The sequence below is a fragment of the Winkia neuii subsp. neuii DSM 8576 genome, from assembly GCF_000420405.1.
In the GTDB taxonomy this organism is placed as follows: Bacteria; Actinomycetota; Actinomycetes; order Actinomycetales; family Actinomycetaceae; genus Winkia; species Winkia neuii.
Window position 1 is genome coordinate 210,252 of record NZ_ATUW01000004.1, and the last position, 21,916, is coordinate 232,167.

20 protein-coding genes and 2 tRNA genes are annotated in these 21,916 nt (G+C 55.2%); 9 read left to right on the forward strand and 13 right to left on the reverse strand.

Translation table 11 applies throughout. The features are described 5' to 3' along the window. Positions 1 to 32: 32 nt before the first annotated feature. Both proC and G437_RS0105590 read left to right on the forward strand, forming a co-directional pair. Positions 33 to 848: a pyrroline-5-carboxylate reductase gene (proC, locus tag G437_RS0105585; RefSeq protein ID WP_024331593.1), complete on the forward strand. Its 816-nt coding sequence runs from the start codon at positions 33 to 35 to the stop codon at positions 846 to 848. Positions 849 to 901: 53 nt separating this feature from the next. Beyond that, entirely contained in the window at positions 902 to 2,062 is a 1,161-nt protein-coding gene (locus G437_RS0105590; protein WP_141739504.1) for an MFS transporter, read from the forward strand. Here G437_RS0105590 and thrC read toward each other — a convergent pair. Genes thrC through G437_RS0105605 form a run of 3 tightly spaced genes read right to left on the reverse strand, consistent with a single transcriptional unit; the run spans position 2,057 to position 5,663 of the window. Beyond that, the gene (thrC, locus tag G437_RS0105595; protein ID WP_024331595.1) at positions 2,057 to 3,481 is read right to left on the reverse strand and encodes a threonine synthase; all 1,425 of its coding nucleotides are present in this window, start codon (positions 3,479 to 3,481) and stop codon (positions 2,057 to 2,059) included. The genes G437_RS0105590 and thrC overlap by 6 nt on opposite strands. 9 nt (positions 3,482 to 3,490) lie before the next feature. Then, entirely contained in the window at positions 3,491 to 4,942 is a 1,452-nt protein-coding gene (locus tag G437_RS10550; RefSeq protein ID WP_024331596.1) for a sensor histidine kinase, read from the reverse strand. Beyond that, entirely contained in the window at positions 4,929 to 5,663 is a 735-nt protein-coding gene (locus G437_RS0105605) for a response regulator transcription factor (RefSeq protein ID WP_024331597.1), read from the reverse strand. The genes G437_RS10550 and G437_RS0105605 overlap by 14 nt, the downstream gene beginning before the upstream one ends. A gap of 214 nt (positions 5,664 to 5,877) precedes the next feature. Here G437_RS0105605 and valS point away from each other — a divergent pair, with 214 nt between their 5' ends. Together valS and G437_RS0105615 are read left to right on the forward strand one after the other, a co-directional pair. Beyond that, entirely contained in the window at positions 5,878 to 8,514 is a 2,637-nt protein-coding gene (gene valS / locus G437_RS0105610; protein WP_029769344.1) for a valine--tRNA ligase, read from the forward strand. A gap of 4 nt (positions 8,515 to 8,518) precedes the next feature. Beyond that, positions 8,519 to 10,384, forward strand: coding sequence for an AMP-dependent synthetase/ligase (locus G437_RS0105615; protein ID WP_024331599.1), 1,866 nt, complete (start codon positions 8,519 to 8,521; stop codon positions 10,382 to 10,384). Positions 10,385 to 10,428: 44 nt separating this feature from the next. On the opposite strand, the gene G437_RS0105620 is transcribed toward G437_RS0105615, so the two are convergent. The 5 genes from G437_RS0105620 to tig form a co-directional block, all read right to left on the reverse strand. Continuing rightward, entirely contained in the window at positions 10,429 to 10,755 is a 327-nt protein-coding gene (locus G437_RS0105620) for a chorismate mutase (RefSeq protein WP_024331600.1), read from the reverse strand. Next, the gene (gene clpX, locus G437_RS0105625; RefSeq protein ID WP_024331601.1) at positions 10,755 to 12,017 is read right to left on the reverse strand and encodes an ATP-dependent Clp protease ATP-binding subunit ClpX; all 1,263 of its coding nucleotides are present in this window, start codon (positions 12,015 to 12,017) and stop codon (positions 10,755 to 10,757) included. The genes G437_RS0105620 and clpX overlap by 1 nt, the downstream gene beginning before the upstream one ends. A 93-nt stretch (positions 12,018 to 12,110) precedes the next feature. Continuing rightward, the gene (locus tag G437_RS0105630; RefSeq protein WP_024331602.1) at positions 12,111 to 12,761 is read right to left on the reverse strand and encodes an ATP-dependent Clp protease proteolytic subunit; all 651 of its coding nucleotides are present in this window, start codon (positions 12,759 to 12,761) and stop codon (positions 12,111 to 12,113) included. A gap of 9 nt (positions 12,762 to 12,770) precedes the next feature. Next, positions 12,771 to 13,382, reverse strand: a complete 612-nt coding sequence (locus G437_RS0105635; protein WP_024331603.1) for an ATP-dependent Clp protease proteolytic subunit — start codon at positions 13,380 to 13,382, stop codon at positions 12,771 to 12,773. Between the two features lie 148 nt (positions 13,383 to 13,530). Continuing rightward, positions 13,531 to 14,889 carry a trigger factor gene (gene tig / locus G437_RS0105640; RefSeq protein WP_024331604.1) on the reverse strand — a complete coding sequence of 453 codons (1,359 nt, stop codon included), beginning with the start codon at positions 14,887 to 14,889 and terminating at the stop codon, positions 13,531 to 13,533. A gap of 414 nt (positions 14,890 to 15,303) precedes the next feature. On the opposite strand from tig, the gene G437_RS0105645 reads away from it, so the two are divergent. The 4 genes from G437_RS0105645 to G437_RS0105660 are packed head-to-tail and all read left to right on the forward strand — an operon-like array spanning position 15,304 to position 18,661. Then, positions 15,304 to 16,473: a trans-sulfuration enzyme family protein gene (locus G437_RS0105645; protein WP_024331605.1), complete on the forward strand. Its 1,170-nt coding sequence runs from the start codon at positions 15,304 to 15,306 to the stop codon at positions 16,471 to 16,473. Positions 16,474 to 16,483: 10 nt separating this feature from the next. Continuing rightward, positions 16,484 to 17,266, forward strand: a complete 783-nt coding sequence (locus tag G437_RS0105650) for a transporter substrate-binding domain-containing protein (protein WP_024331606.1) — start codon at positions 16,484 to 16,486, stop codon at positions 17,264 to 17,266. 8 nt (positions 17,267 to 17,274) lie between these two features. Continuing rightward, complete coding sequence (locus tag G437_RS0105655; RefSeq protein ID WP_024331607.1) at positions 17,275 to 17,943, forward strand: amino acid ABC transporter permease; 669 nt, start codon at positions 17,275 to 17,277, stop codon at positions 17,941 to 17,943. Between the two features lie 10 nt (positions 17,944 to 17,953). After that, a complete protein-coding gene (locus tag G437_RS0105660; protein WP_233188489.1) occupies positions 17,954 to 18,661 on the forward strand; it encodes an amino acid ABC transporter ATP-binding protein in 708 nt (235 codons plus the stop codon). A gap of 9 nt (positions 18,662 to 18,670) precedes the next feature. On the opposite strand, the gene G437_RS0105665 is transcribed toward G437_RS0105660, so the two are convergent. The 5 genes from G437_RS0105665 to G437_RS0105690 form a co-directional block, all read right to left on the reverse strand. Next, the gene (locus G437_RS0105665) at positions 18,671 to 18,976 is read right to left on the reverse strand and encodes a DUF2316 family protein (protein ID WP_158237523.1); all 306 of its coding nucleotides are present in this window, start codon (positions 18,974 to 18,976) and stop codon (positions 18,671 to 18,673) included. Further along, positions 18,969 to 19,649, reverse strand: a complete 681-nt coding sequence (locus tag G437_RS0105670) for an ABC transporter ATP-binding protein (RefSeq protein WP_024331610.1) — start codon at positions 19,647 to 19,649, stop codon at positions 18,969 to 18,971. Before G437_RS0105670 ends, G437_RS0105665 begins: the two co-directional genes overlap by 8 nt. Position 19,650: 1 nt before the next feature. Further along, on the reverse strand, positions 19,651 to 20,862 hold the full coding sequence (locus tag G437_RS0105675) for an ABC transporter permease (RefSeq protein ID WP_024331611.1): 1,212 nt from the start codon (positions 20,860 to 20,862) through the stop codon (positions 19,651 to 19,653). A 2-nt stretch (positions 20,863 to 20,864) separates the two neighbouring features. Next, positions 20,865 to 21,269 (reverse strand): DUF4418 family protein, encoded by a 405-nt coding sequence (locus tag G437_RS0105680; RefSeq protein ID WP_024331612.1) that lies wholly within the window; start codon positions 21,267 to 21,269, stop codon positions 20,865 to 20,867. A 305-nt stretch (positions 21,270 to 21,574) separates the two neighbouring features. After that, positions 21,575 to 21,648: transfer RNA gene (locus G437_RS0105690), tRNA-Gly, on the reverse strand. Positions 21,649 to 21,754: 106 nt separating this feature from the next. On the opposite strand from G437_RS0105690, the gene G437_RS0105695 reads away from it, so the two are divergent. Continuing rightward, a tRNA-Pro gene (locus G437_RS0105695) sits at positions 21,755 to 21,828 on the forward strand. Positions 21,829 to 21,916: the final 88 nt, after the last annotated feature.

Genomic DNA, 21,916 nt, shown 5'->3' on the forward strand with positions numbered 1-21,916 from the left:
GTAGATTGGAAGCGCCGCTCTAAGGAGGAATCATGTTAAAAGTTGGCATTTTAGGAACCGGTTCGATGGGGAGCGCCATTGCCAGGGGAATCGCAGCAAACGGGGCCGACAAGTTCGAGCTCCACCTGTACGCGCGCCGCACCGCCTCATCTGAGCCGCTTGCCCAGGAGCTGGGCGCCAAAGTGGCGAAAAGCGCTGACGAACTAGTAGCTAGCTGCGACGTGACCGTAGTAGCCGTAAAGCCCCACCAGATGAACGGCGTGCTCTCGAATCTTACCGATCCCTCGCAAACCGTTATTGTCTCAGTGGCCGCCGGCCGGAGCCTGCAAACTCTTAGCGAAGATCTGCCTGCCTGCCCGGCAGGGCTAGTCCGCGTGATGCCAAATGTCAACGCTTCTATAGGCAGGTCCATGTCGGGCCTTGCTGCCAGCGCTAACACTGCCAAAGCCGATCTGGAAAAGGTTATCTCGATTTTCAACTGCTGCGGCAGTTGCGAAGTAATCGACGAATCGCTCTTTCCCGCCTTCGCGGCACTAGCCGGTTGCTTGCCCGGATGGATTTTTCAACTCATCGATTCGTTCGCACGTGCGGGACTAGCTCAGGGCATTCCCAAAGCCCAGGCGGTACGGATAGTTGCCACTGCCATGGCGGGCAGCGCCGAGAACGTAGAAAAGAATGCCGCGGCCTCCGGCCTTTCCCCAGCAGCCTTAGTGGATACGGTGCTCTCGCCCGCTGGTACTACGGTAGCAGGGCTACTGGCGGCCGAAGAAGCGGGTCTTTCCCGCAGCGCTACCGCTGCCGTGCAAGCGGCTGTAGATAGGGACAACGAACTGGCTAAAGCCAAGTGAGTCCGCTCCGGAAACTAATCTGGCCGATATATGCCCCCACTATAATTTTCGCGGTGGGCTCGGGTGCGGTAGCGCCGATGATTGTGCTGGCTGCCTTGCGAATTGGCTTTAGCTCCTCTCATGCCTCCACCGTCATGGCCTATTACGGCGTGGTAGGAGTCGTTGCCGCCCCGCTAGTAGGCCACGTCCTGCTGCGCACCACAGACAAAAGGGGCCTCGAGGGAGCCACCGCAATTGCTGCACTTTCGCTGGGAATCTCGCTGGCTGCCCTCTACAGTCCTGGCATGCTGGCGAAGGTGGGCTACGTGGCGGGCCTTACCGGAATAGCCATAGCGGCATCAGTGTGGGCAATAGCCAGGCAGTCCTACTTGGCCGACAATATTTCGGGCGAATACCGCGCGACCGCCCTCTCTATGCTCGGAGGGATGATGCGGTTAGGGGTTATGGCCGGCCCCGCCCTGGGTACCGCAATAGTGGCATTTGGAGGTATTCCTGCAGTTTTCTGGCTACACCTGCTCACGGCTTTGCTAGCCGGGGGTATGGTCGCAGTATTTTTGGTACCCGCCTCCGCGGGTACCAAGTCAGCTAAAAAAGCTAATAGGCTCAGCCGCCCTCTACGACGCAAGCCCGACCGCATTTCCACTGCGATTACGGCCTACGCCGGAATGTCTATGCAAATAGTGAGGGCGAACAGGAACGTGCTAATCCCACTGTGGGGCACCCATCTGGGCCTTTCACCCACTCTAATTTCGGCTACCTTCGCAATCTCTGCAGCCTTAGACGTTGCCATGTTCTACCCGGCCGGCCGCCTGCAGGACCGCTATGGGCGCCTAGTTGCGGTTTTGCCGGCCTATCTGATTATGGGCACCGGATTTTTGGGACTAGTGCTCTTTCCAGGAAAGGTGGCCTTTGTATTGTTTGCCTCCCTGGTGGGATTCGGCAACGGTTTCGGCTCAGGCATAGTAATGACCATGGGCGTCGACATGTCTCCAGATATCTACCGCGAGCGCTTTTTAGGGTGGTGGACGGCGATCACGCAGGCGGGCTCAGCAGCCGGCCCGCTTTTTGTCGCGGGCCTGACGGCCACTGTGGGGTTAGCTGGGGCTATGTGGGCCACCGTCGCAGTAGCGGCCGTGGCTGCTCTTTGGGCCGCTTGCCTATTCCCGAGGGCGTATCGCCGCCTAGACCTAAATACTGCCGGCGGTCCGCTATAAACCGAATTCGCGAAGGTAGTCTTTTACCACTTCGGGATCATTTTCCAGGTCTACAACCCGGCGGGGTCCTTTTTCTATATCGGCAAACCGGCCGGGTACCTTTGGCCCGTGTCCTGTTGCCTCCCGGATGGTCTGCGAGAATTTCACGGGCAGAGCGGTCTCCAATACCACTATGGGCGAGGTCAAGTCTGCTCCTTGGGTCTTTGCTACCTGTACTCCGTCGGCGGTGTGGGGGTCTATTTCGATCCCTTCACGATCTAGCAGGCGAATCTGTTCTAGGCGGTTGGCGTGGGTCGAGGATCCGCTTTGGAACCCGAAGTCGGAAATTTTTGCAAAGACTGCCTCTGGCAGCTCAAAGTAGCCGGAGTTTCGAAGCTGGTTTGCAAACAGTTCCCGGCAACGGGCCCCGTCGCGTCCCAGCAGATCGAAGATGAAGCGTTCAAAGTTTGAGGCTTTGGAAATGTCCATCGACGGGGATGAAGTGGCCAGGGTTTGCTGGGCAGAGCGCACTCGATAGCGGCCAGTAGTAAAGAATTCTTCGAGGACGTTATTTTCGTTTGTGGCAACTATAAGCCGGTCGATAGGCAATCCCATCTGCCGGGCAATGTGACCCGCGCACACGTTGCCAAAGTTGCCAGTGGGCACGCAGAAGGAGACCTTTTCTGCCCCGGTTTTTTCGCTCACTTGTAGATAGAGCCCAATGTAGTACACCACCTGGGCAAGCAGACGGGCCCAGTTGATTGAATTTACCGCCCCTATATGGTGGGCTCGCTTGAATTCTAGATCTGCCGAGATTGCCTTGACTATGTCCTGGCAGTCGTCGAAGACTCCGGCAATTGCAATATTAAAAATATTCGGATCGGTGAGCGAGAACATCTGGGCTTGTTGAAATGGGCTCATGCGCCCTCTGGGGGTGAGCATGAATACCTTTATTCCCCGACGATTAGCCATTGCGTATTCCGCAGAAGAGCCAGTGTCTCCGGAGGTAGCACCCAATATGTTGAGTACCTGCCCGCGCTGGGACAGTACCTCTTCGAAGAGCTCGCCTAGCAGCTGCATTGCCATATCTTTGAATGCGGCTGTGGGCCCGTAGGAGAGGTGCCCCAACCACATCTGCTGCCCTATTTGGGTGGCCGGAACAATGTCGGCGGCAGAAAATTTTCCGCCCCCGTAGGCGCCCTCGCAGAGTCTAGCTAGAGTGAGCTCGTCCATGTCGTCGATGTAGAGGGCGAGTACTTTGGCTGCCAGGGCAGCGTAGCCTTCCTGGGAGAGTAGTTTCGAAAAATCGCTAAGCGTGCGTTTATCCAGTTGGGGGTATTCTTCGGGTAGGTAAAGGCCTCCGTCGGGGGCGAGCCCCTCAAGCAAAATATCGGTAAAAGAGCGGGGTTTGCCGCCGCCGCGGGTAGATACGTAACGCACGGATCCAGTTTACCTTGGCCCCTGGGAAAGAAGTTTGAAGCTGGCCACGAAGGTAGCCCCTCCCAGTTCTGCTTCATCTGCAAGAGTGAGGCTGCCGCCGTGAGCTTCGACTATGGCGTGGGCTATAGATAGGCCGAGTCCCGTTGATTCGCCCGGGCGGCGCGCTGAATCGGCGCGGGCGAAACGGTCGAATATTTTTTGGCGCTCACTCGGGGGCACTCCTGGCCCGTCATCACTAACAGTCAATATCGCCCTGTGCCCATCCCCGCGCAGGCTGACGCGCACATGAGTGCCAGGCGGGGTGTGCTGGTAAGCATTTGCAGTCAGGTTGGCAAAAACCTGGCGTAGTCCCGCCTCGTGGCCTTTGATTTCGATATCTTCGGCGCCCTCGGCAAGATTCAAATCCCACTCATGATCTGGAGCGGCGACGGCGGCGTCAGCTACCGCGTCTACGGCGAGCCCGGCCAGAGGAATATTTTTCACTTCTACCTTCCGCCCCGAATCTATGCGGGCAAGCAACAGCAGGTCCTCTACAAGGGCTCGCATGCGTTCTGCCTCGGAAGCAATCCTAGAGACCGCCTGTCCCGTTTGCCCTTCTAACCCTTGAGCGGACAAAAGCTGGGCATATCCCCCCACTGTCGCCAGCGGAGTGCGCAGCTCATGGGAGGCGTCTGCTACGAATTGACGCAACTTGTCCTCGCTTTTTGCACGCGCAGCCAGAGACTTCTCGACATGTTCGAGGGCGACGTTCAAGGCTTTGGCCATTTCACCGGCTTCAGTTTGGGAGGATGCAAGCTCCGTTGGGGCTCGCGTCGAGAGTACGGCCCCGGACAGATCCTGAGTGGTGACTTGCCTGGCAACTTTTGTCACCGTGCGGATGCCCGCCAGCTCACGGCGCACGAGCACTCGTGCCAGCAACCATGCCAACACTAGCCCCCCGATGCCGTACAGGGCGGAAAGACCCCCGAAAAACACCAGTACGTTGTCAGCCTTCTCTAAAGGTTCTCCGGCTACCACCGCAACGGCGCTCCCGTCCGGAGCAATCATTTTTGCCTTCAGCACGCGGTAGTGTCCCATTCCGCTAATCCAAGTAGAAGTGGGCCCGGGGCGGGCGGCACTAGTAAATTCGTCCGCCTGACTTTTCGAGATCTCGACTATTGTCAGATCCGCGTTCACTTTCCCAGCTAGAACTAACTCCCCTTTGCGGATGATGTGCACCGACCCTCGGGACATACCGGGATTTAGCAGAGAGTGAGACAGGGAACCCTCCGAACCGGTGGGGTCGGCCTTAGTCTCGGCCTGCCCCAACGAGGAGCGCAAAGTGTCGTCTACCTGGCCGTAGAGCACCTGCCGAAGTGTCAACCCGGCTAATCCTCCAACAAATAGCAGCAGGCAAATTCCCACTACCAATACGAGGGCGGGAAGACGTACTCCCAGTGACTGGTAGTTACGCCCTGCCATCGCCGCCCGCCGGTTTCATTACGTAGCCCACTCCGCGCACAGTGTGAATCATAGGCTCCCTGCCGGCATCAATTTTCTTGCGCAGATAGGAAATGTAAAGCTCCACCACATTAGCTTTTCCGCCGAAGTCAAAATGCCACACGGCATCTAAGATTTGGGCTTTTGAAAGGACTTTCGAGGCATTTTGCATCAGATACTCGCACAGGTCGAACTCTGTCTTAGTGAGTTCTATTCCCTCTCCGGCCCGGCGCAATTCATGTCGGTCAACATTCATGACCAAGTCGCCAACTTCTAAAATAGTCTCTGCCTCCTGGGTGGCCAACCCCCCGGAACGGCGCACCAAAGCCTCGAGGCGAGCTTCCACCTCGTCAAGGTTGAAAGGCTTCACCACGTAGTCGTCGGCCCCCGAGCGAAGTCCCGCAACTCGATCCTCGACCGCATCGAGGGCGGTCAACAGCAAGATAGGCAAGTGAGGATCTTCGCGCCGGATACGCTCCATAGCTTCGAGCCCATCCATTCCGGGCATCATGATGTCCAGCACCGCCGCATCCGGGCCTATTTTGCGTGCCGCCTGCACCGCCGCGAAACCATCCGTAACAGCGTGGGTACGCCACCCCCGCGATTGCAGCGCCTGCGACAAAAGATCAGCCAGCATAGGCTCGTCGTCAGCAATCAGCACCAGTGGGGAGCTCCCGTCCTCGTGAAGAGGTAAATGTGACATGCCTTCCTCCCTTTCCCCCTAACTCTATCTGGACTCACTTAGGTCTTACTTGGTCGGCCCTGTGGATGAACTATGAACGATTAATCCCACAGTCACCACCGTGAGGATTTAGCTGAATTTTTCTACCCCCGCGATACACTAGACCGGAAAACGCCGAAGCGCGGAACACCCCCGCGCCCTATTCACGGAGTGTATTTTGACAACTGAACTGAAGATGCTGGCAAATCCTGCGGTACCCGGCAAAGTGAGCCCCGATGGGCTCGAAGAAAAATGGGCAAAAGTTTGGGACGAAAACGGCACCTATGCTTTTGACAACAACGCCGACCGCACCAAGGTGTATTCGATCGATACTCCCCCACCCACGGTATCGGGCTCACTTCACGTGGGGCACGTCTTCAGCTACACCCACACTGACTTGATCGCTCGCTACAAGCGCATGCGCGGATACTCCGTGTTTTACCCGATGGGCTGGGACGACAACGGCCTACCTACAGAGCGGCGCGTACAAAACTACTTTGGGGTGCGCTGTGACCCGTCGTTGCCTTACGACCCCAACTTCGTGCCGCCGCACAACGGTACCGGGAAATCCATCAAAATGCGCGACCAGGTGCCAATCTCCAGGCGCAATTTCATCGAGCTGTGCTGGAAGCTAACTCAAGAGGACGAAAAACAGTTCGAAGCTCTCTGGAGGCAGCTAGGCCTTTCCGTCGACTGGTCGCACACTTATCAGACTATAGGCAAGAAGGCACAGAAAGTTGCTCAGGCAGCGTTCCTTCGCAACCTCAAACGCGGGGAGGCCTACCAGTCTGAAGCGCCCGGGCTTTGGGACGTTACCTTCCAGACCGCAGTTGCCCAGGCCGAACTCGAGGCCCGCGACTACCCTGGCAACTACCACGCGCTGGCCTTCCACCGCACAGATGCGGACGAGGACGTAGTTATCGAAACTACCCGGCCAGAACTTCTAGCCGCCTGCTGCGCGTTGATTGCCCATCCCAACGACGAACGCTACCAGCACCTGTTCGGCAAGACCGTAACTTCTCCCGGTTTTGGGGTCGAGGTTCCGGTGCTAGCGCACCCGGCCGCTGAGATCGACAAGGGTGCGGGCATTGCCATGTGCTGCACCTTCGGCGATCTGACCGACGTGCAGTGGTGGCGCGAACTAGACTTGCCCACGCGCAATATTTTGCGCAAGGACGGGCGCATCATAGCCGAAGTTCCCGAATGGATCACTACCGCTTCTGGGCGCGAACTGTACAAGGAAATGGCGGGCAAGACTACCTTCAGTGCTCGCAAGGCAGTGGTTGAGGCGCTGGCAGCTTCCGGCGAGATGATTGGCGATCCTAAACCCACCCAGCGCATGACTAACTTTTTCGAAAAGGGCGACAAGCCCCTAGAAATTGTGATGAGCCGGCAGTGGTACATCCGCAACGGCGGACGCGACTACACTCGTGAGGGGAAGAAGCAGACTCTAAACGAAGAACTCATCGGCCGTGGCAACGAACTGGATTTTCATCCGGAGTTTATGCATGTGCGCTACGACAACTGGGTGCGTGGGCTAAACACCGACTGGCTTGTTTCTCGGCAGCGTTTCTTCGGAGTACCCATTCCCCTTTGGTACAAGGTCAAGGAAAACGGCGATGTAGACTACGACGCGGTGATCACCCCGTCGGAAGAAAACCTCCCTATAGATCCTTCTACAGATGTTCCCGAAGGCTACAGTGCCGACCAGCGCGGGCAAGCCGGAGGATTTGTCGGTGAGGTAGACATTTTGGACACGTGGGCAACTTCCTCCTTGTCCCCACAAATTTCTGCCGGTTGGCTGTCGGATCCCAAATTGTTTGCAAGTGTCTATCCCATGGATCTGCGCCCTCAGGGGCAGGACATTATTCGTACCTGGCTGTTCTCTACGGTTGCCCGCGCGCACCTGGAATTTGATGCTCTGCCGTTTAGGCATGCCGCGATTTCCGGCTGGATTTTGGACCCTGACCACAAGAAGATGTCCAAGTCTAAGGGAAACGTTGTAACTCCTGCTGGTCTGCTAGACAAGCATGGTTCCGACGCGGTCCGCTACTGGGCTTCTTCGGCGCGTCTTGGTACCGATGCGGCTTTTGAAGAGGCCGAAATGAAGGTTGGGCGGCGTTTGGCCATGAAGCTGCTCAATGCTTCAAAGTTTGCCCTGTCTATGGCTGGCGACCACATCGATTTAGATCCGGCCAAAGTCACCCTGCCCGCCGATCGGGCAATCTTGGCAAGGCTAGTTCAGGTTATCGACAAGGCAACCGAGGCTTTCGAGGCCTACGACCACACGCGAGCCTTGGAACAGGCGGAGACCTTCTTCTGGTCTTTCTGCGACAACTACCTGGAACTTGTGAAGGATAGGGCGAACAATTTCGAGGGCAACTACTCCGAGGCCGACGTTGCTTCTGCCCGGTGCGCCCTCGCCATAGTGGTGGACAACGTGTGCCGCCTGCTTGCGCCCTTCATTCCTTTTGCCGCCGAAGAGGTGTGGTCGTGGTACCGCGAAGGTTCAGTGCACAATTCTCCGTGGCCCGTAACTTCTGCGCTAGAGGGAATCGGCGGTGACGTGACCTTGCTTGAGGCTGCCGGCCAGGCTATGGCCGCCCTGCGCAAGGTCAAATCTGAATCGAAGGTCTCTCAGCGCACCCCGTACCTGCGGGTAAGCCTGGAAGTACCTGCAGATATGATGTCCGCACTCGAAGAAGTACGCACAGATATCGTGGCCTCCGCTAAGATTGAGGGCGAACTAAAGCTTGCGCCCTCGCAGAACGAGTCCGTAACTACAGGCGACTTTGAGCTTGGCGAACCTCCTGCCAAGCGGAACAGGAAGTAACTGCATGAGTCAGTTCCAGTCCGACGAAGAGGCACCCGGCACTAAACCACTTACCGAAGTGGTCGAGTGGACCGGACCCACTTTAGTAAAAGTAGAACCGGATCAGACCGTACCCTGGCTGCTGCGAGACCGTGCTGAGAGAGCTCCTCACCAGGTGCTAATCGACCGCAAATCGCAACTTGGCGGCTCTTGGATCCACTTGTCAGCAGCGGAATTCCTTGCCGAGGTCAACTCGGTGGCTGCGGGTCTGATTGGGATGGGGCTCCAGCCCGGCGACCGCATGGCTATTATGGCGCATACCAGTTATGAGTGGACTCTGCTGGATTTTGCTTCCCAGAGCGCCGGGCTCGTGTTGGTGCCGATTTACGAGACCGATTCGGCCGAGCAAATTGCCTGGATTTTAGAGGACGCAGATCCCGCTTTGGTAGTTACCGAAACTACCGTGCTCAAGCGACTGGTTTTATCCGTGAAAGACAAGGGAAAGTCTCTGAAGAAGATACTTTCTTTTGACGATTCGGCGATCATCCAGATTCTGGAAGTGGGACGCAAGGTGCTTCCTGAAGAGGTCGACCAGCGGGTTGCCGAGCTCACTTGCGACGATCTTTCATCTATTGTCTATACTTCTGGTACTTCGGGGCGTCCCAAAGGCGTCGAGCTGACCCACGGCAATTTTTCGTACTTGGCCTTAAACGGCATGAAGTGGATGTCCGAGATCGCGGCTCCCAAATCCTCCAGGCTGTTGCTCTTCTTGCCCTTGGCACACGTTTACGCACGTTTTCTGCAGATGTTCCAGGTTGCCGGCAATGGGGTGCTCGGGCACACTCCCAACACAGCTAACTTGCTTGGGGATTTGGCATCGTTCCGCCCTAGCTACATTCTGGCGGTTCCCCGAGTTCTCGAGAAGATTTACAATGCTGCGGAGGCCAAAGCTGATGCACATACAATTACTAGGCGCATGTTTGCCGGGGCGGTCAAGACCGCTATTGAATATTCGGAGGCTTTAGATACCGAAGAGGGCCCTTCCCGCGGCCTTAAGGCGCGACGGGAATTCTACGATAAGTTGGTCTTCCACAAGATCACTAAACTATTGGGGCCCAACGCCAAATACGTGATTTCGGGTGGAGCTCCCTTGGGCCGCCGCCTCGGCCATTTCTTCCGCGGCATTGGGGTAACCATCTTGGAAGGCTACGGCCTCACCGAGACTAACGCTCCTCTTGCGGTAAATACTCCCCGGCTAACTAAGATCGGCACTGTCGGCCCGCCTATTGCCACCGTCAAGGTCCGTATCGCAGACGATGGCGAAGTGCTTGTTAAGGGCCCGTCTGTCTTTAGGGGCTACCACAACGCTCCTGAGCTGACGCGCCAGTCTTTCACCGAGGACGGGTATTTCCGCAGCGGTGACATTGGTTCTTTGGACATGGACGGTTACCTATCGATTACCGGCCGCGCCAAGGAAATTATTGTTACTGCCGGTGGCAAGAATGTGGTTCCTTCCACGTTGGAGGATTCGCTGCGCGGGCACCCGCTAATTAGCCAAATCATGGTGGTAGGCGACCAAAAGCCGTTTATCTCGGCACTGGTTACCTTAGATACCGAGATGCTGCCCAAGTGGCTCAAAAACAGGTCACTGCCGCCTATGGACGTTACCGACGCGGCCCGCCACCCCGAAGTGCTCGCCGCGCTCGACCGGGCCATTGCCCGAGCAAACAAACAGGTTTCGCGGGCAGAGTCGATTCGGAAAATAAAGGTACTGTTAACCGACTTTACTGTGGAAAACGGGCTGCTAACCCCGTCCTTGAAGGTAAAGCGAAACGAGGTCCTGAAACGCTACGCAGACGAGGTCGCCGAAATCTACGCCTCGAAGAAATAAACAGAGTTCTTGGGGGGAGCCAGCACTGGCTCCCCCCAAAAAAACTATTTCTTAGCTACCTCGTCGCGAATACGCACGTGGTGGTGGATGACCTCGTCCACTATGAAACGCAAAAATTTCTTCTCAAACTCGGGATCTAAGCCGGACTCAGCAGCTAACTCCTGCAACCGAGCCACCTGCCGTTGTTCGCGGTCCGGGTCAGCCGGGGGCAGATCTAGCCTAGCCTTTAAAACTCCCACTTTTTCGGTGCACCGGAAACGCTCTGCCAATATGTGCACCAGGGCAGCATCAATATTGTCGATTGTGGCTCTCAATTGCACCAGCTCTGGGGGAATATCCTCAGGCTCTTTCAGAGTCCTATCGGCACTCACTACGCGCTCCGTTCTTCCCGCCTGACCGAAGGATCCTCCCTCACAAGTCTTGCGGTTTCTCCGTTGGTGATTACCTCGGGGGTAATAACCACTTCAGTTACTGTGGGATCTGACGGTACTTCAAACATGGTAGTTTTCAAAACTGATTCCATAATCGAAGAAAGACCGCGCGCACCAGTGCCCTGCGCCGACGCCAACTTAGCTATCTCCCTGAGTGCCTCGGTAGTGAACGTAAGTTTTACGTCATCTAGCGCAAACAGCGACACGTACTGTTTAACCAGCGCATTTTTTGGCTCCGTGAGTACCCGCATAAGGGCTGCCTCGTCGAGCGCGCTCACGGTTGTGAGCACGGGCAGGCGCCCCACAAACTCGGGAATCATACCGAACTTGTGCAAATCTTCGGTGGTCACTTGCGCGTACAGATCCCCGTGTTCAGCCTTGGACTTTAGATCCGAACCAAATCCGGTCCGGCGTTTACCTAGACGCTCCTGCACTATATCCTCAATGCCCGCGAATGCTCCCGCAGCAATAAACAAGATTCCCGACGTGTCGATTTCCAAGAATTCCTGGTGCGGGTGTTTGCGTCCGCCCTGCGGAGGCACAGAAGCCACTGTGCCCTCTATAATCTTCAGCAGTGCCTGCTGCACGCCCTCACCCGAGACATCGCGAGTAATGGAAGCATTTTCACCCTTGCGGCCGATCTTGTCGATTTCGTCTATGTAGATTATGCCGCGCTCGGCACGCTTGATATCGCCATCTGCGGCTTGAATCAGTTTCAACAAAATATTTTCGACGTCTTCGCCAACGTAGCCCGCCTCGGTCAAAGCCGTAGCGTCAACAATAACGAAAGGTACCCGCATCATGCGGGCCAGCGATCTAGCTAGGTGGGTTTTCCCTGTTCCAGTTGGTCCGAGCATCAAAATGTTCGACTTGGTCATATCCAGATCGATGTCTTTTCCGCCGTCGCGTGCACGCACCCGCTTGTAGTGGTTGTATACGGCAACTGCAAGAGAACGCTTGGCACTGTCTTGGCCAATAACGTACTGGTTCAAAAAATCGTAGATTTCGCGCGGTTTAGGGATGCGGTTTAAATCCTGTGGTTCGCTGTGGCTAAGCTCTTCCTCGATAATTTCGACACACAGCTGAATACACTCGTTGCAAATATAGACCCCCGGCCCCGCAATGAGCTTGCGAACCTGCTTCTGAGATTTGCCGCAAAACGAGCATTTCAGAAGATCAACGCTTTCAGCGGACGTGGCCACCTTTTCCCCTCCCTATCGTCAAGATCTACACTACGCAGAAAGCGGGTGAAGTGCGAGATGCCACGCACTTCACCCGCCAATCAGCGCAATGTTTTAATCCTGCAGGCGCTTCACTTTGCGCGAGGCCAAAACCTGGTCGATCAAACCATAATCCTTAGCCTGCTCGGCGGTGAGAATCTTGTCGCGTTGAGTATCAGCATGAATCTGTTCGGCGGTGCGATTCGAGTGCCGCGCCAAAGTTTGATCCATCCATTCGCGCATACGATCTATCTCGTTAGCCTGCACCTCGATATCGGAAGCTTGTGCATACCCTCCCTGGCCGGCAAGAGCCGGTTGGTGGATCAAAACTCGAGCATTAGGCAGCGCCAGACGACGTCCAGGGCTGCCAGCAGCCAGCAGTACCGAAGCCGCCGAGGCAGCCTGACCGAGGCACACAGTCTGAATCTCGGGTTTGATGTACTGCATCGTGTCGTAGATAGCCGTCATAGCAGTAAAAGATCCGCCGGGGCTGTTGATGTACATAGTGATCATCGAATCGGGATCTTGCGATTCGAGTACGAGCAACTGTGCCATCACATCGTCGGCAGAGGCATCGTCGACCTGCACTCCAAGGAAAATGATGCGATCTTCAAACAGCTTCGTGTAAGGATCCGAGCGCTTAAAACCGTAGGCTGTGCGCTCCTCAAACTGCGGCATCACATAGCGGGCCTGCGGCAACGAAGCTGCAAATTCCATATTGTTCATTTTTGCCCCCTACTTGGTAGTACCAGCGTTGATGGCAGAGGCGTGCTCCACCACGTGATCTACGAACCCATACTCAAGTGCCTCTTGGGCAGTAAACCACTTGTCACGATCAGAATCGAGCTCAATCTGCTCGAGCGACTTGCCAGTGCGGTCAGCGGTAATTTGAGCCAGAGTGCGCTTCATCTGCAAGATCAGATCGGCGTTGATGCGGATGTCCGCTGCTGTACCGCCGATTCCGCCCGAAGGCTGGTGCATCATAACTCTAGCGTGAGGAGTAATGTAACGCTTTCCGGGCGCTCCCGCAGTTAGCAGCAACTGCCCCATGGAGGCCGCCAGCCCCACTGCCACAGTAGCCACATCGGGCTGCACCAACTGCATGGTGTCGTAAATAGCCATACCACCTGTAACAGAACCACCCGGACTGTTGATGTACAAGAAAATATCCGCCTCGGGATCCTCGGCAGCTAGAAGCAACATCTTGGCACAAATCTCGTTTGCATTCTCGTCTTCGACAGCAGAACCGAGCCAGATAATGCGTTCTTTTAGTAAACGCTCAAAAACAGCGCTCCCAGGCGCCCCCGGAGCCGGTTGATCGGCAGCTACTGGATTACTCACGTGCATCCTCCATAGGTCTATTTCATCGCTAGGTAATACGGTACCTACATCAGAGCCCTTTTCATGAACCAGAGCCCCGCTTTTCGCTATTGGCACAGGCCAGGGTTCAGGCACAAAGAAGGTGGGGGTTAAACCCCCACCTTCTATCGAAAGCCTACTTTTCCTCTTCGGTCTCTTCGTCTTCCGCAGCCTCTTCGGCAGCTGCGGCGGCAGCTGCCTCAGCAGTCGCCTTGGCCTCTTCCTCGGCCGGGTCCTTAGTGAACTCAGACAGGTCCACCTCGTTGCCGTCCTCGTCCTCGACCTTTACTTCGCGCAGCACCGCAACCAGTGCCTTGTTGCGAGCCATGTCGCCTGCCATCGCAGACATCTGCTGCTGAGCGTTGTCGCCGGACAGCAGCTGGGAGGGATCCACCCCGTAAGCCTGCGCAGTCTGGAAAACGAATTGAAGCAGCTCCTGCTGGGAAACCTGAACGTTCTTCTGAGCAACCAACTTGTCGAGTAGCAGCTGATCCTTCAAAGAAGCCTCAATAGCCTTCTTGGCCTCTTCCTTTTCCTCGTCAGTGGAAGAATCCTTCACACGAGCCTCGAGCTCAGCCTTCAAAATATCCTCGGGCAGCGGCACCTCAGTATTGTCGCGCAGGTGCTCCAGAACCTTGTCGCGGGCCTGCACGGCCTGCTCGCCAGCCTTGCCCTTCTCGACGTTCTTGCGCAAATCCGCACGCAGCTCGCCGATGGTGTCAAACTCGGAAGCCAGCTGGGCAAAATCGTCGTCCGCCTCGGGCAGCTCGCGCACCTTGACAGAACGCAGCTTCAGGTGAACCTTGCCAGCCTCGCCCTCGTGCTCGCCACCACGCATGGTGGTGTCGAAATCGGTTTCCTCGTCGGCAGACATGCCCTCTAGGGCATCGTCCATACCCTCCATCATGGAGCCAGAGCCAACCTCGTACGAGACGCCAGAAACCGAATCGATTTCCTCACCGTCGACAGAAGCGTTCATATCGATAGAAACAAAGTCGCCCTTCTGCGCCGGCCGGTCAACACCCTTCAGCGTACCGAAGCGGGCGCGTAGGCGATCGAGCTCTTCCTCGACATCGTCGTCGCTAACCGAGATCGAGTCAACCTTGATCGAAAGATCTTTAGTCGAAGCAATCTCAAACTCGGGCATGATCTCGACTTCAGCGGTAAATACCAGCTGTTGGTCTTCACCCTCGCCAGTAGGAATGTCGGTTACCTCGATGGCTGGTTGTGCCAGCGGCTGCACTTCAGCCTCGGAAAGAGCCTGGCCGTAGAAATCCGACAACTTCGAGTTGATAGCCTGCTCCACCACGTAGGCGCGACCAATGCGCCGGTCGATGATCTGTGGAGGCACATGCCCCTTGCGGAAGCCAGGAACATTGACCTGCTGGCCAATCTCCTTATATGCCTTATCCATTGCGGGCTTTAGCTCTTCAGCTGGAACCTCGACGGTCAGCTTGACCTTGGTCTTCGCAAGGTTTTCAACAGTGGTCTTCACAGTTTCGAACTCCAAATGTGTTTACGTTATTCCGGCTAAACTGCCAATCCCTCTGATACTAAAGCAAAACCACCCCTATGCGAAAACGAGAACTAGCAGTGTGATCTGTTACGCCTTTTTCTAGCCCCTTAATTAATAGCAGTATGCCGGCCTGGTCCGCGTCCTTTTATCGAGACAGACGGTTGCACGAGCAATTTTGCGTCGCTAACATTGTCCGCATGGCTAAGAACACCTTCGCACAGCAGTTTGCCGGCTCGGCTATGAACTCCTGCATGTGCATGTGTATGTGTCAGTGCCGAATGTGCCGCTAGTTGATTTTTCCTAGCTCTTACAGGCGATAAGCCTAACTTTTCTCCCCCAGCCGCCGGACTAGTGTATCCGCGCGCTTCCCCCTACCAAGACTGGACTACAACCATGCCTATACCCGATACTCCCCTGTCCTTCGCTACCCGCGTCGTCAACGACTACTCCGCAAGCCGCCCCTCCGAAGAATACGGGGCAGTCATTCCCCCGATTTACCTGGCCTCTACCTTTGCTCAGCCTACCGACGGCACCAGCCCCGTCTACGGTTACCAGCGCAGCGGAAACCCTACCCGCGGAGCAGTAGAATCCGCCCTCGCCTACGTAGAAGGCGCCCGGCACTGCCTAGCTTTTGCCACTGGAATGGCTGCGAGCGCAACTATTTTCTCTTCGTTACACACCAATCAGCGAGTGCTGCTAACCTCTTCCGTCTACGGCGGCACCTTCCTATTTGCCCAACAATTTTTCGCAGCCCGCGGGATTAGCGCTGATTTTGTGGAAGACTTCAACTCTCTGCAAACGATTCCGGAAGACACTGGCCTGATCTTCCTAGAGACGCCAACAAACCCCACGTTGCGTGTCACCGACATCGCTCACGTTGTCCAGCTGGCCAAACAAGCGGGCGCCAAAGTGGTTGTCGACAATACGTTTTCCACTTCCTACATTCAAGACCCCCTAAAAGAGGGCGTTGACGCGGTCGTCTACTCGGGAACTAAGTATCTGGCAGGGCATTCAGATGCGCTCGCCGGATTCATTTTGACCAACGACCACACTTGGTACGAATCCCTCAAAATAGCTTCAAAAGCCCTGGGAAATCCCCTCTCACCGTTCGATTCATATTCAGTAATTCGAGGATTAAAAACACTGGCAATACGCCTCGATAGAGCCCAGCAAAACGCTCTCGAACTGCGCAAATTTTTAGCAAACCACCCCGCGGTAGAACGGGTCTTAGCACCCGGATGGTTCTCGGAACAAGAAAAGGAAATTCACCGGCGGCAATCCCGCGGCGACGGTGCCCTCTTTTCGTTCGAGCTCAAAAAGGGGATCAACTTTTTCGACTTCGCTGCTCACCTGAAACTTATTCGTTTTGCCGTTTCATTGGGATCGGTAGAAACCCTTATCTGCCATCCCGCCACTATGATCCATGAAAACCTGACTCCCGCCGAACGGGCCAAGGCAGGGATCTCGGATCAGCTGTTGCGACTCGCCGTAGGAATCGAGGACGTAGCAGATTTGCGCGCCGATTTAGCCGGAGCGCTGTCTTTTGTAACCCCAGAAAAATAAATGAGGAAAAATGAAAAAAATACTACGATTTTTTGCCGCTGGAGCAGTAGCTGCCATAGCGCTGAGCGGGTGCTCTTCCAACGCCTCGGATCCAGTCAAAAAGATTGAATCAGAAGGAAAAATAAGGGTGGGCATCGAAGGTACTTTCGTGCCATATGGCTACCACGATAATTCCGGCAAACTAGTTGGCTTCGAGGTTGAAATCGCCGAGCTCATAGCCAAAGATCTAAAGGTAAAGCCCGATTTTGTAGAAACAAAATGGGATTCCCTGATCGCCGGCTTAGACACCAACAAGTACGACATTGTTATCAACAACATCAACCCTACTGAAGAGCGCAAGCAAAAGTACGATTTCACCACTCCGTACGCCATTTCGCGCCCACAGATCCTGGTGAAGAAGGGCTCTGGAATCACAAAGCTCGCCGATCTGAAATCGAAGAAGTGCGCACAGACTCCGTCCTCCGACTACGGCCAGACCGCTAAAAAGGCAGGCGCTGAAATTGTTCCTTCGCAGGGCTTTTCCGAATCCACGCAGTTACTTGTAAATGGCCAGGCTGACTGCACAGTAAACGACGTGGTGACCATTGCCGACTATCTGAAGAAGAACAAAGACAAGCCCCTAGAGGCTGTATCCGTCCCCGAGGCCGAACCGGTAAAAATCTCGATCATGCTCGCTAAGAAGCAGGACTCGCTAAAGAAGAAGCTTAACGAGTCCATCACCAAGGGCCTGCAAAACGGCTCCTACGCCAAGATATTCGACAAATACATCGGCGAAGATATTTCGCCCAAGTAAGGTTCACCATGCATACAATCTCGCTTTGGATTGAGTCATTCCCTCAGCTGCTGGCAGCAACTGTAAAAGTGACTATTCCTCTTTCACTTATTTGTTTCGCGATTGCCTTAGTGCTGGGGATAGCTACCGCTCAGCTACGACTGTCAAGGTTTGCGGTGGGGCGAACCATAGCGCGATTTTATGTATGGATTTTCAGGGGCACCCCCGTGCTCGTCCAGTTATTCATCGCATTTTTCGGCCTCCCCAAGATAGGAATTTCTCTTACTGCATGGGCGGCGGCAATAATAACTTTTTCGTTGAATTCTGGCGCCTATATTGCCGAGGGCGTGCGCGGGGCCCAACTTTCTCTTCCCAAAGGCCAGTGGGAGGCTGCTTCTACGCTGCGGCTGAGCCACTGGCAAACGCTGCGCTACGTTATTGGACCCCAAATTTGGCGCATTGCGCTGCCGCCTCTGGGCAACGAGTTCGTGAATTTAGTCAAATCCACTTCCCTAGCATCTGTAATTACTCTGTCAGACGTGCTCCAAATCGGCCAGCAGATAACGGCCCGCACCTACGAGCCACTAATCCTTTACACCGAAGTGGCACTTATCTACCTGCTCATTTGTACGGCTCTTAGCTGGGGACAGGCATATTTAGAAAAGAGAACCTCGAGGTATGTGATAACCAATGATTAAACTGGAAAACTTGTCAAAAACTTTTGGCGGAAAAATACGTGCCCTCGACAAAGTCTCGGCTAACTTTGAGCCCGGGAAAACTACGGTCATAGTGGGTCCTTCAGGTTCAGGCAAATCTACCCTTCTTAGAACGCTAAATCTACTCGAGACACCCGACGAGGGCGAGCTAACTGTCGAAGGCACTACGCTACGTTTTCCCCACAAAGTAACGCGGGCAGAAAAAGCCGAAATTCGCAAGCATTCTGCAACCGTTTTCCAGGGTTTTCACCTCTTCCCCCACCTCACTGTGCGGCAAAACGTGGAACTCGCTCCCCGCCTGCACGGCACTGAGCTGACCACTCAAACCCTGTCCTTACTGGAGGACGTGGGCATGGCAGGGAAAGCAGACGCCTACCCGGCCTCGCTTTCGGGAGGGCAGGCCCAGCGCGCCGCTATTGCTCGAGCCATGGCTTTAGAGCCGAAATATTTATTTTGCGACGAGCCCACCTCGGCGCTAGATCCAGAATTGGCCGCCGAAGTCTCCAAGGTACTCACCAAGCTATCCGGCCGCGGGCAGGGGCTAGTGGTAGTGACTCACGACATGTCATTCGCTCGTCGAGTCAGCGACCACATCCTGTTTCTGATCGACGGATCGCTATATTTTTCAGGCACAGCTGATCAGTTCTTTACCTCAACCGACGAACGCATCGTGCAATTTCTGTCAGTATTCGACATATAGATTCGATACTTAGTGTTCGTCCCGAACCCCAAACCAGCCCCGCGCGGCGCGGCGAGCCTCCTCAGTTAGTTTTGAAAATGGGTAAGGTTCGCCGCCGCCCTCTTTAACAGCTGTTTCTAGCTTGTCTCGCAAAAGCCACACATAAGCCGGATTACACCCCGGTTCGAGCCTGAGAGTATCCCGGGTAGTGCGCAGATCTAGCCCCGCCCGGGCTGCCAATTCCTCAACACTCAGGCCGGAAAGTTCCAGATTCTTCGCCAACTCGGCAACGGTATTTGCTTTCTCGAGACGGTTTAGCAAGAAGCCTCTATTCACAGGGGTCAGTTTTTGACAGTCTACCTCTATCAATCTTGTATATCGAACGGGCCCACTGCAATGCCTCCAAGTCGTGGGTGACCATCAAAACCGCGCTGGCTCTCTTGGCTTGCTTAGCAAGCAGGTCCATCACCAGCCCAGTAGATTCTGCATCCAGGTCGCCGGTCGGCTCATCGGCAATGATCAGCTTCGGCTCATTCACAAGCGCTCTAGCAATAGACACGCGCCGAAGTTCCCCGCCCGACAGCTCGTTGGGCCTAGCGAGTGTAAGCTCTTCCACTTTCAAGGCTTTTAACAGTTCGAGGGCGTGATCTAGCACTTCCCCCTCACTTCGGCCGGCAATAGCAGCCGGCAAGAGCACATTTTGCAGTATGGTGAGCGATCCCAACAGACTAGACTGCTGAGTTACATATCCGACTGCGCAGTTGCGCAAATGCGATATCTCCCGATCGGTTAGGCCGGATAGCTCTTGGCCGCAAATACGTACGGTGCCTGCAGTCGGTTCCAATATTCCAGTCAGCAGGTTGAGTAAGGTGGTTTTCCCATTGCCGGACCTGCCCACGACAGCTACAAAATCGCCCTCGTCTATTTGCAAATCTACAGAATCTACCGCCGCGAAAGTCTTCCCGCGCCTTTCGAACTCACGGCTGAGCCCACGCGCCTGTAAAATCATCCTAGTCTCCTGCCCTCAAAGTCAGATACGTTTCTTTAGAAAGCATCTTCGCGCCGGCAAGCGCTGCCGCAATCACGGATGTCAACATTGCAAACAGTAGGCAGGCGGCACCTAAACCAATGCCTTCTGCCCAGCCTGTGGGCAAATAGGGCAGCTGCATATTTGCCTGTATGAGGGTGGCAAACGGATACATCAGGAGGGCTCCCAAGAAGACTCCGATTAGCCCTCCTGCCAAACCGAGTATTGCCGATTCACTCATGAGCAGCTTCACCAATTCTAGGCGCCGGGCTCCCAGAATGCGAAGGGTGGCGAGTTCTTTCGCACGCTCGTTGGTCATCGCCGAAAACACGGCAACGAGCACGATCGTTCCGGTGAGCCAAAACAGGCCAAGAAAAGCAAATAGGTAGTTGGTGGTGCTGGCCAGTGAAGCCTTCATCTTCGAAGTCATTCCCGCCGGAGTTACAGCCCCTACCTCGCGCATGTCTCCCATAGCGTTGATGTAAGCCGCAACGTCCTCGGCCTGGTAGCCTTTTTCGACCTCAACCAGCACATTAGATACGGCATGGTCGACATTTTGCACTGCCGGATGGCCCACCAACGCCGAGTAGGACACCACCATAGCGGTAGTGGCTTTATTCACAAACACCGAATTGTCGAAGCTGGTGCCAGTGGGTGCTAGGTGAGCCGCGACCGGAAATTCATGGTTGAAAAGCTTTATACTCCCCCGCTCTGATGGAACCACGTTCGCTCCTGCAATAACCTGGCCGTCTTCGAGCGTCTTCGAATACTGCGAGCGAATCCAAGGGGCTATTACGAAATCGGTCTTGGGGTCGAACCCAATGATCTGCAGCTGGCTGGCACAGCAACTAGCCTTGAGCGAGGAAATGTATGTCTGCGTGGTAACGGATTTGACCCCGGCCACCTTCTTCACTGAAGAGGTAGGATCCTTCTTGAAGTAGAAGGTACCCGGATTTCCCTTCGTGAAGATTCCCGCAGCTTCCTTTTCAGCCCCCTTGGGCACCACCATGATGTCGGCGCCCATGCGTTCTTGAACGCTAGTAAGCCCTGCCTTCAAGCTGAGCGCAGCTAGCGAGCCTCCAAAAAAGACGAAGGAAAGGACAGCCACCACAATTAACAAGCCGGCAGTGCGCGCAGGCTTGGCAGATAGATTCTTTTGCGGCAGCTTACCTAAGGTGACCAGGTTGTTTGACATATCTACTTCGTTTCAGACCCAGCGCGCAGGTCGAAGTAGGCAACTACAGCGCTGATGACAATCGCGAGCACGGAAAGCACCAGCAAAGTCGGCCGTGTAACTGAATGACAATGCATCATTGCCATCCCGCACACCCCGATCAGCTTCGTAACGATTGCGATCTCGAGGGCGCCGACCAGTACCACCGCAAGGGAAAGTCCAGCGCGGACCTTCGTCGAAACGAAGAAGGCCAGGAGGCCGAGTAGCGCAATCACGATGCCGATTCCCAATGATGCCTGGGCGGTCCAGTGGCATGCCATATAGTTGCCCGGTTCTCCCTGGCACACGGGGGCAAAGGTGCGAGGTGCAATTGCAATCAAGATTCCCAGAACTATTGGGGAAATAGCTCCGATGAGTTTAGTTTTCATTTTTTCTCTTTCGCAGTCTGGCATAGACAAAAAGATTGTGGCCCACTCCCAAGCAAAAAAGCAAGGTAAGCCTTACCTTTTTCTGTTTTTCGTTGGAAAGGTCACAATCGCTTTCGTTTTACACTTGACCAGCAGAAACATATCTTGCCACGGCACCTTAGAGTTCGCCCGCAAGTTCTCCGCCGGCAGACTTCTTCAAGCAGACCAGCATGCTGTGCAGATTTTGCGGCATTTGTAGTTCATTTGCCAGATTGCGGTATGCCGCTGATTCACACAAATGGGTTGATGGGCTAGGCTCTTGCCCTTGGAGCGAGTGACGGGAATCGAACCCGCGTCATCAGCTTGGAAGGCTGAGGTTTTACCATTAAACTACACTCGCGTGTTCGCTCTTTAGCGACTGGATCAGTGTAGCGTACTGCTTCCGATTTTGCTAATTGGCTTGGATTTTTTAGTTTCAGCCTATCTGGGGTATATTGTACGGGCCGCGGGGTGTGGCGCAGCTTGGTAGCGCGCTTGCTTTGGGAGCAAGATGTCGCAGGTTCAAATCCTGTCACCCCGACGAGTGAGGTCAAAAAGGCGGGAGCGGGAGCTTCCGTCTTTTTTGCGCCGAGGGAGGATGGGGTCGTAGTGAGTAAGACGAGCGAATA

Coding starts and splice junctions, on each gene's coding strand:
- G437_RS0105605 (WP_024331597.1), bottom strand. CDS start 5,663: ATGTCACATTTACCTCTTCACGAGGACGGGAGCTCCCCACTGGTGCTG.
- valS (WP_029769344.1), top strand. CDS start 5,878: ATGCTGGCAAATCCTGCGGTACCCGGCAAAGTGAGCCCCGATGGGCTC.
- G437_RS0105645 (WP_024331605.1), top strand. CDS start 15,304: ATGCCTATACCCGATACTCCCCTGTCCTTCGCTACCCGCGTCGTCAAC.
- G437_RS0105680 (WP_024331612.1), bottom strand. CDS start 21,269: ATGAAAACTAAACTCATCGGAGCTATTTCCCCAATAGTTCTGGGAATC.
- G437_RS0105635 (WP_024331603.1), bottom strand. CDS start 13,382: ATGCACGTGAGTAATCCAGTAGCTGCCGATCAACCGGCTCCGGGGGCG.
- G437_RS0105670 (WP_024331610.1), bottom strand. CDS start 19,649: ATGATTTTACAGGCGCGTGGGCTCAGCCGTGAGTTCGAAAGGCGCGGG.
- proC (WP_024331593.1), top strand. CDS start 33: ATGTTAAAAGTTGGCATTTTAGGAACCGGTTCGATGGGGAGCGCCATT.
- G437_RS0105630 (WP_024331602.1), bottom strand. CDS start 12,761: ATGAACAATATGGAATTTGCAGCTTCGTTGCCGCAGGCCCGCTATGTG.
- G437_RS10550 (WP_024331596.1), bottom strand. CDS start 4,942: ATGGCAGGGCGTAACTACCAGTCACTGGGAGTACGTCTTCCCGCCCTC.
- G437_RS0105650 (WP_024331606.1), top strand. CDS start 16,484: ATGAAAAAAATACTACGATTTTTTGCCGCTGGAGCAGTAGCTGCCATA.
- G437_RS0105675 (WP_024331611.1), bottom strand. CDS start 20,862: ATGTCAAACAACCTGGTCACCTTAGGTAAGCTGCCGCAAAAGAATCTA.
- G437_RS0105615 (WP_024331599.1), top strand. CDS start 8,519: ATGAGTCAGTTCCAGTCCGACGAAGAGGCACCCGGCACTAAACCACTT.
- G437_RS0105655 (WP_024331607.1), top strand. CDS start 17,275: ATGCATACAATCTCGCTTTGGATTGAGTCATTCCCTCAGCTGCTGGCA.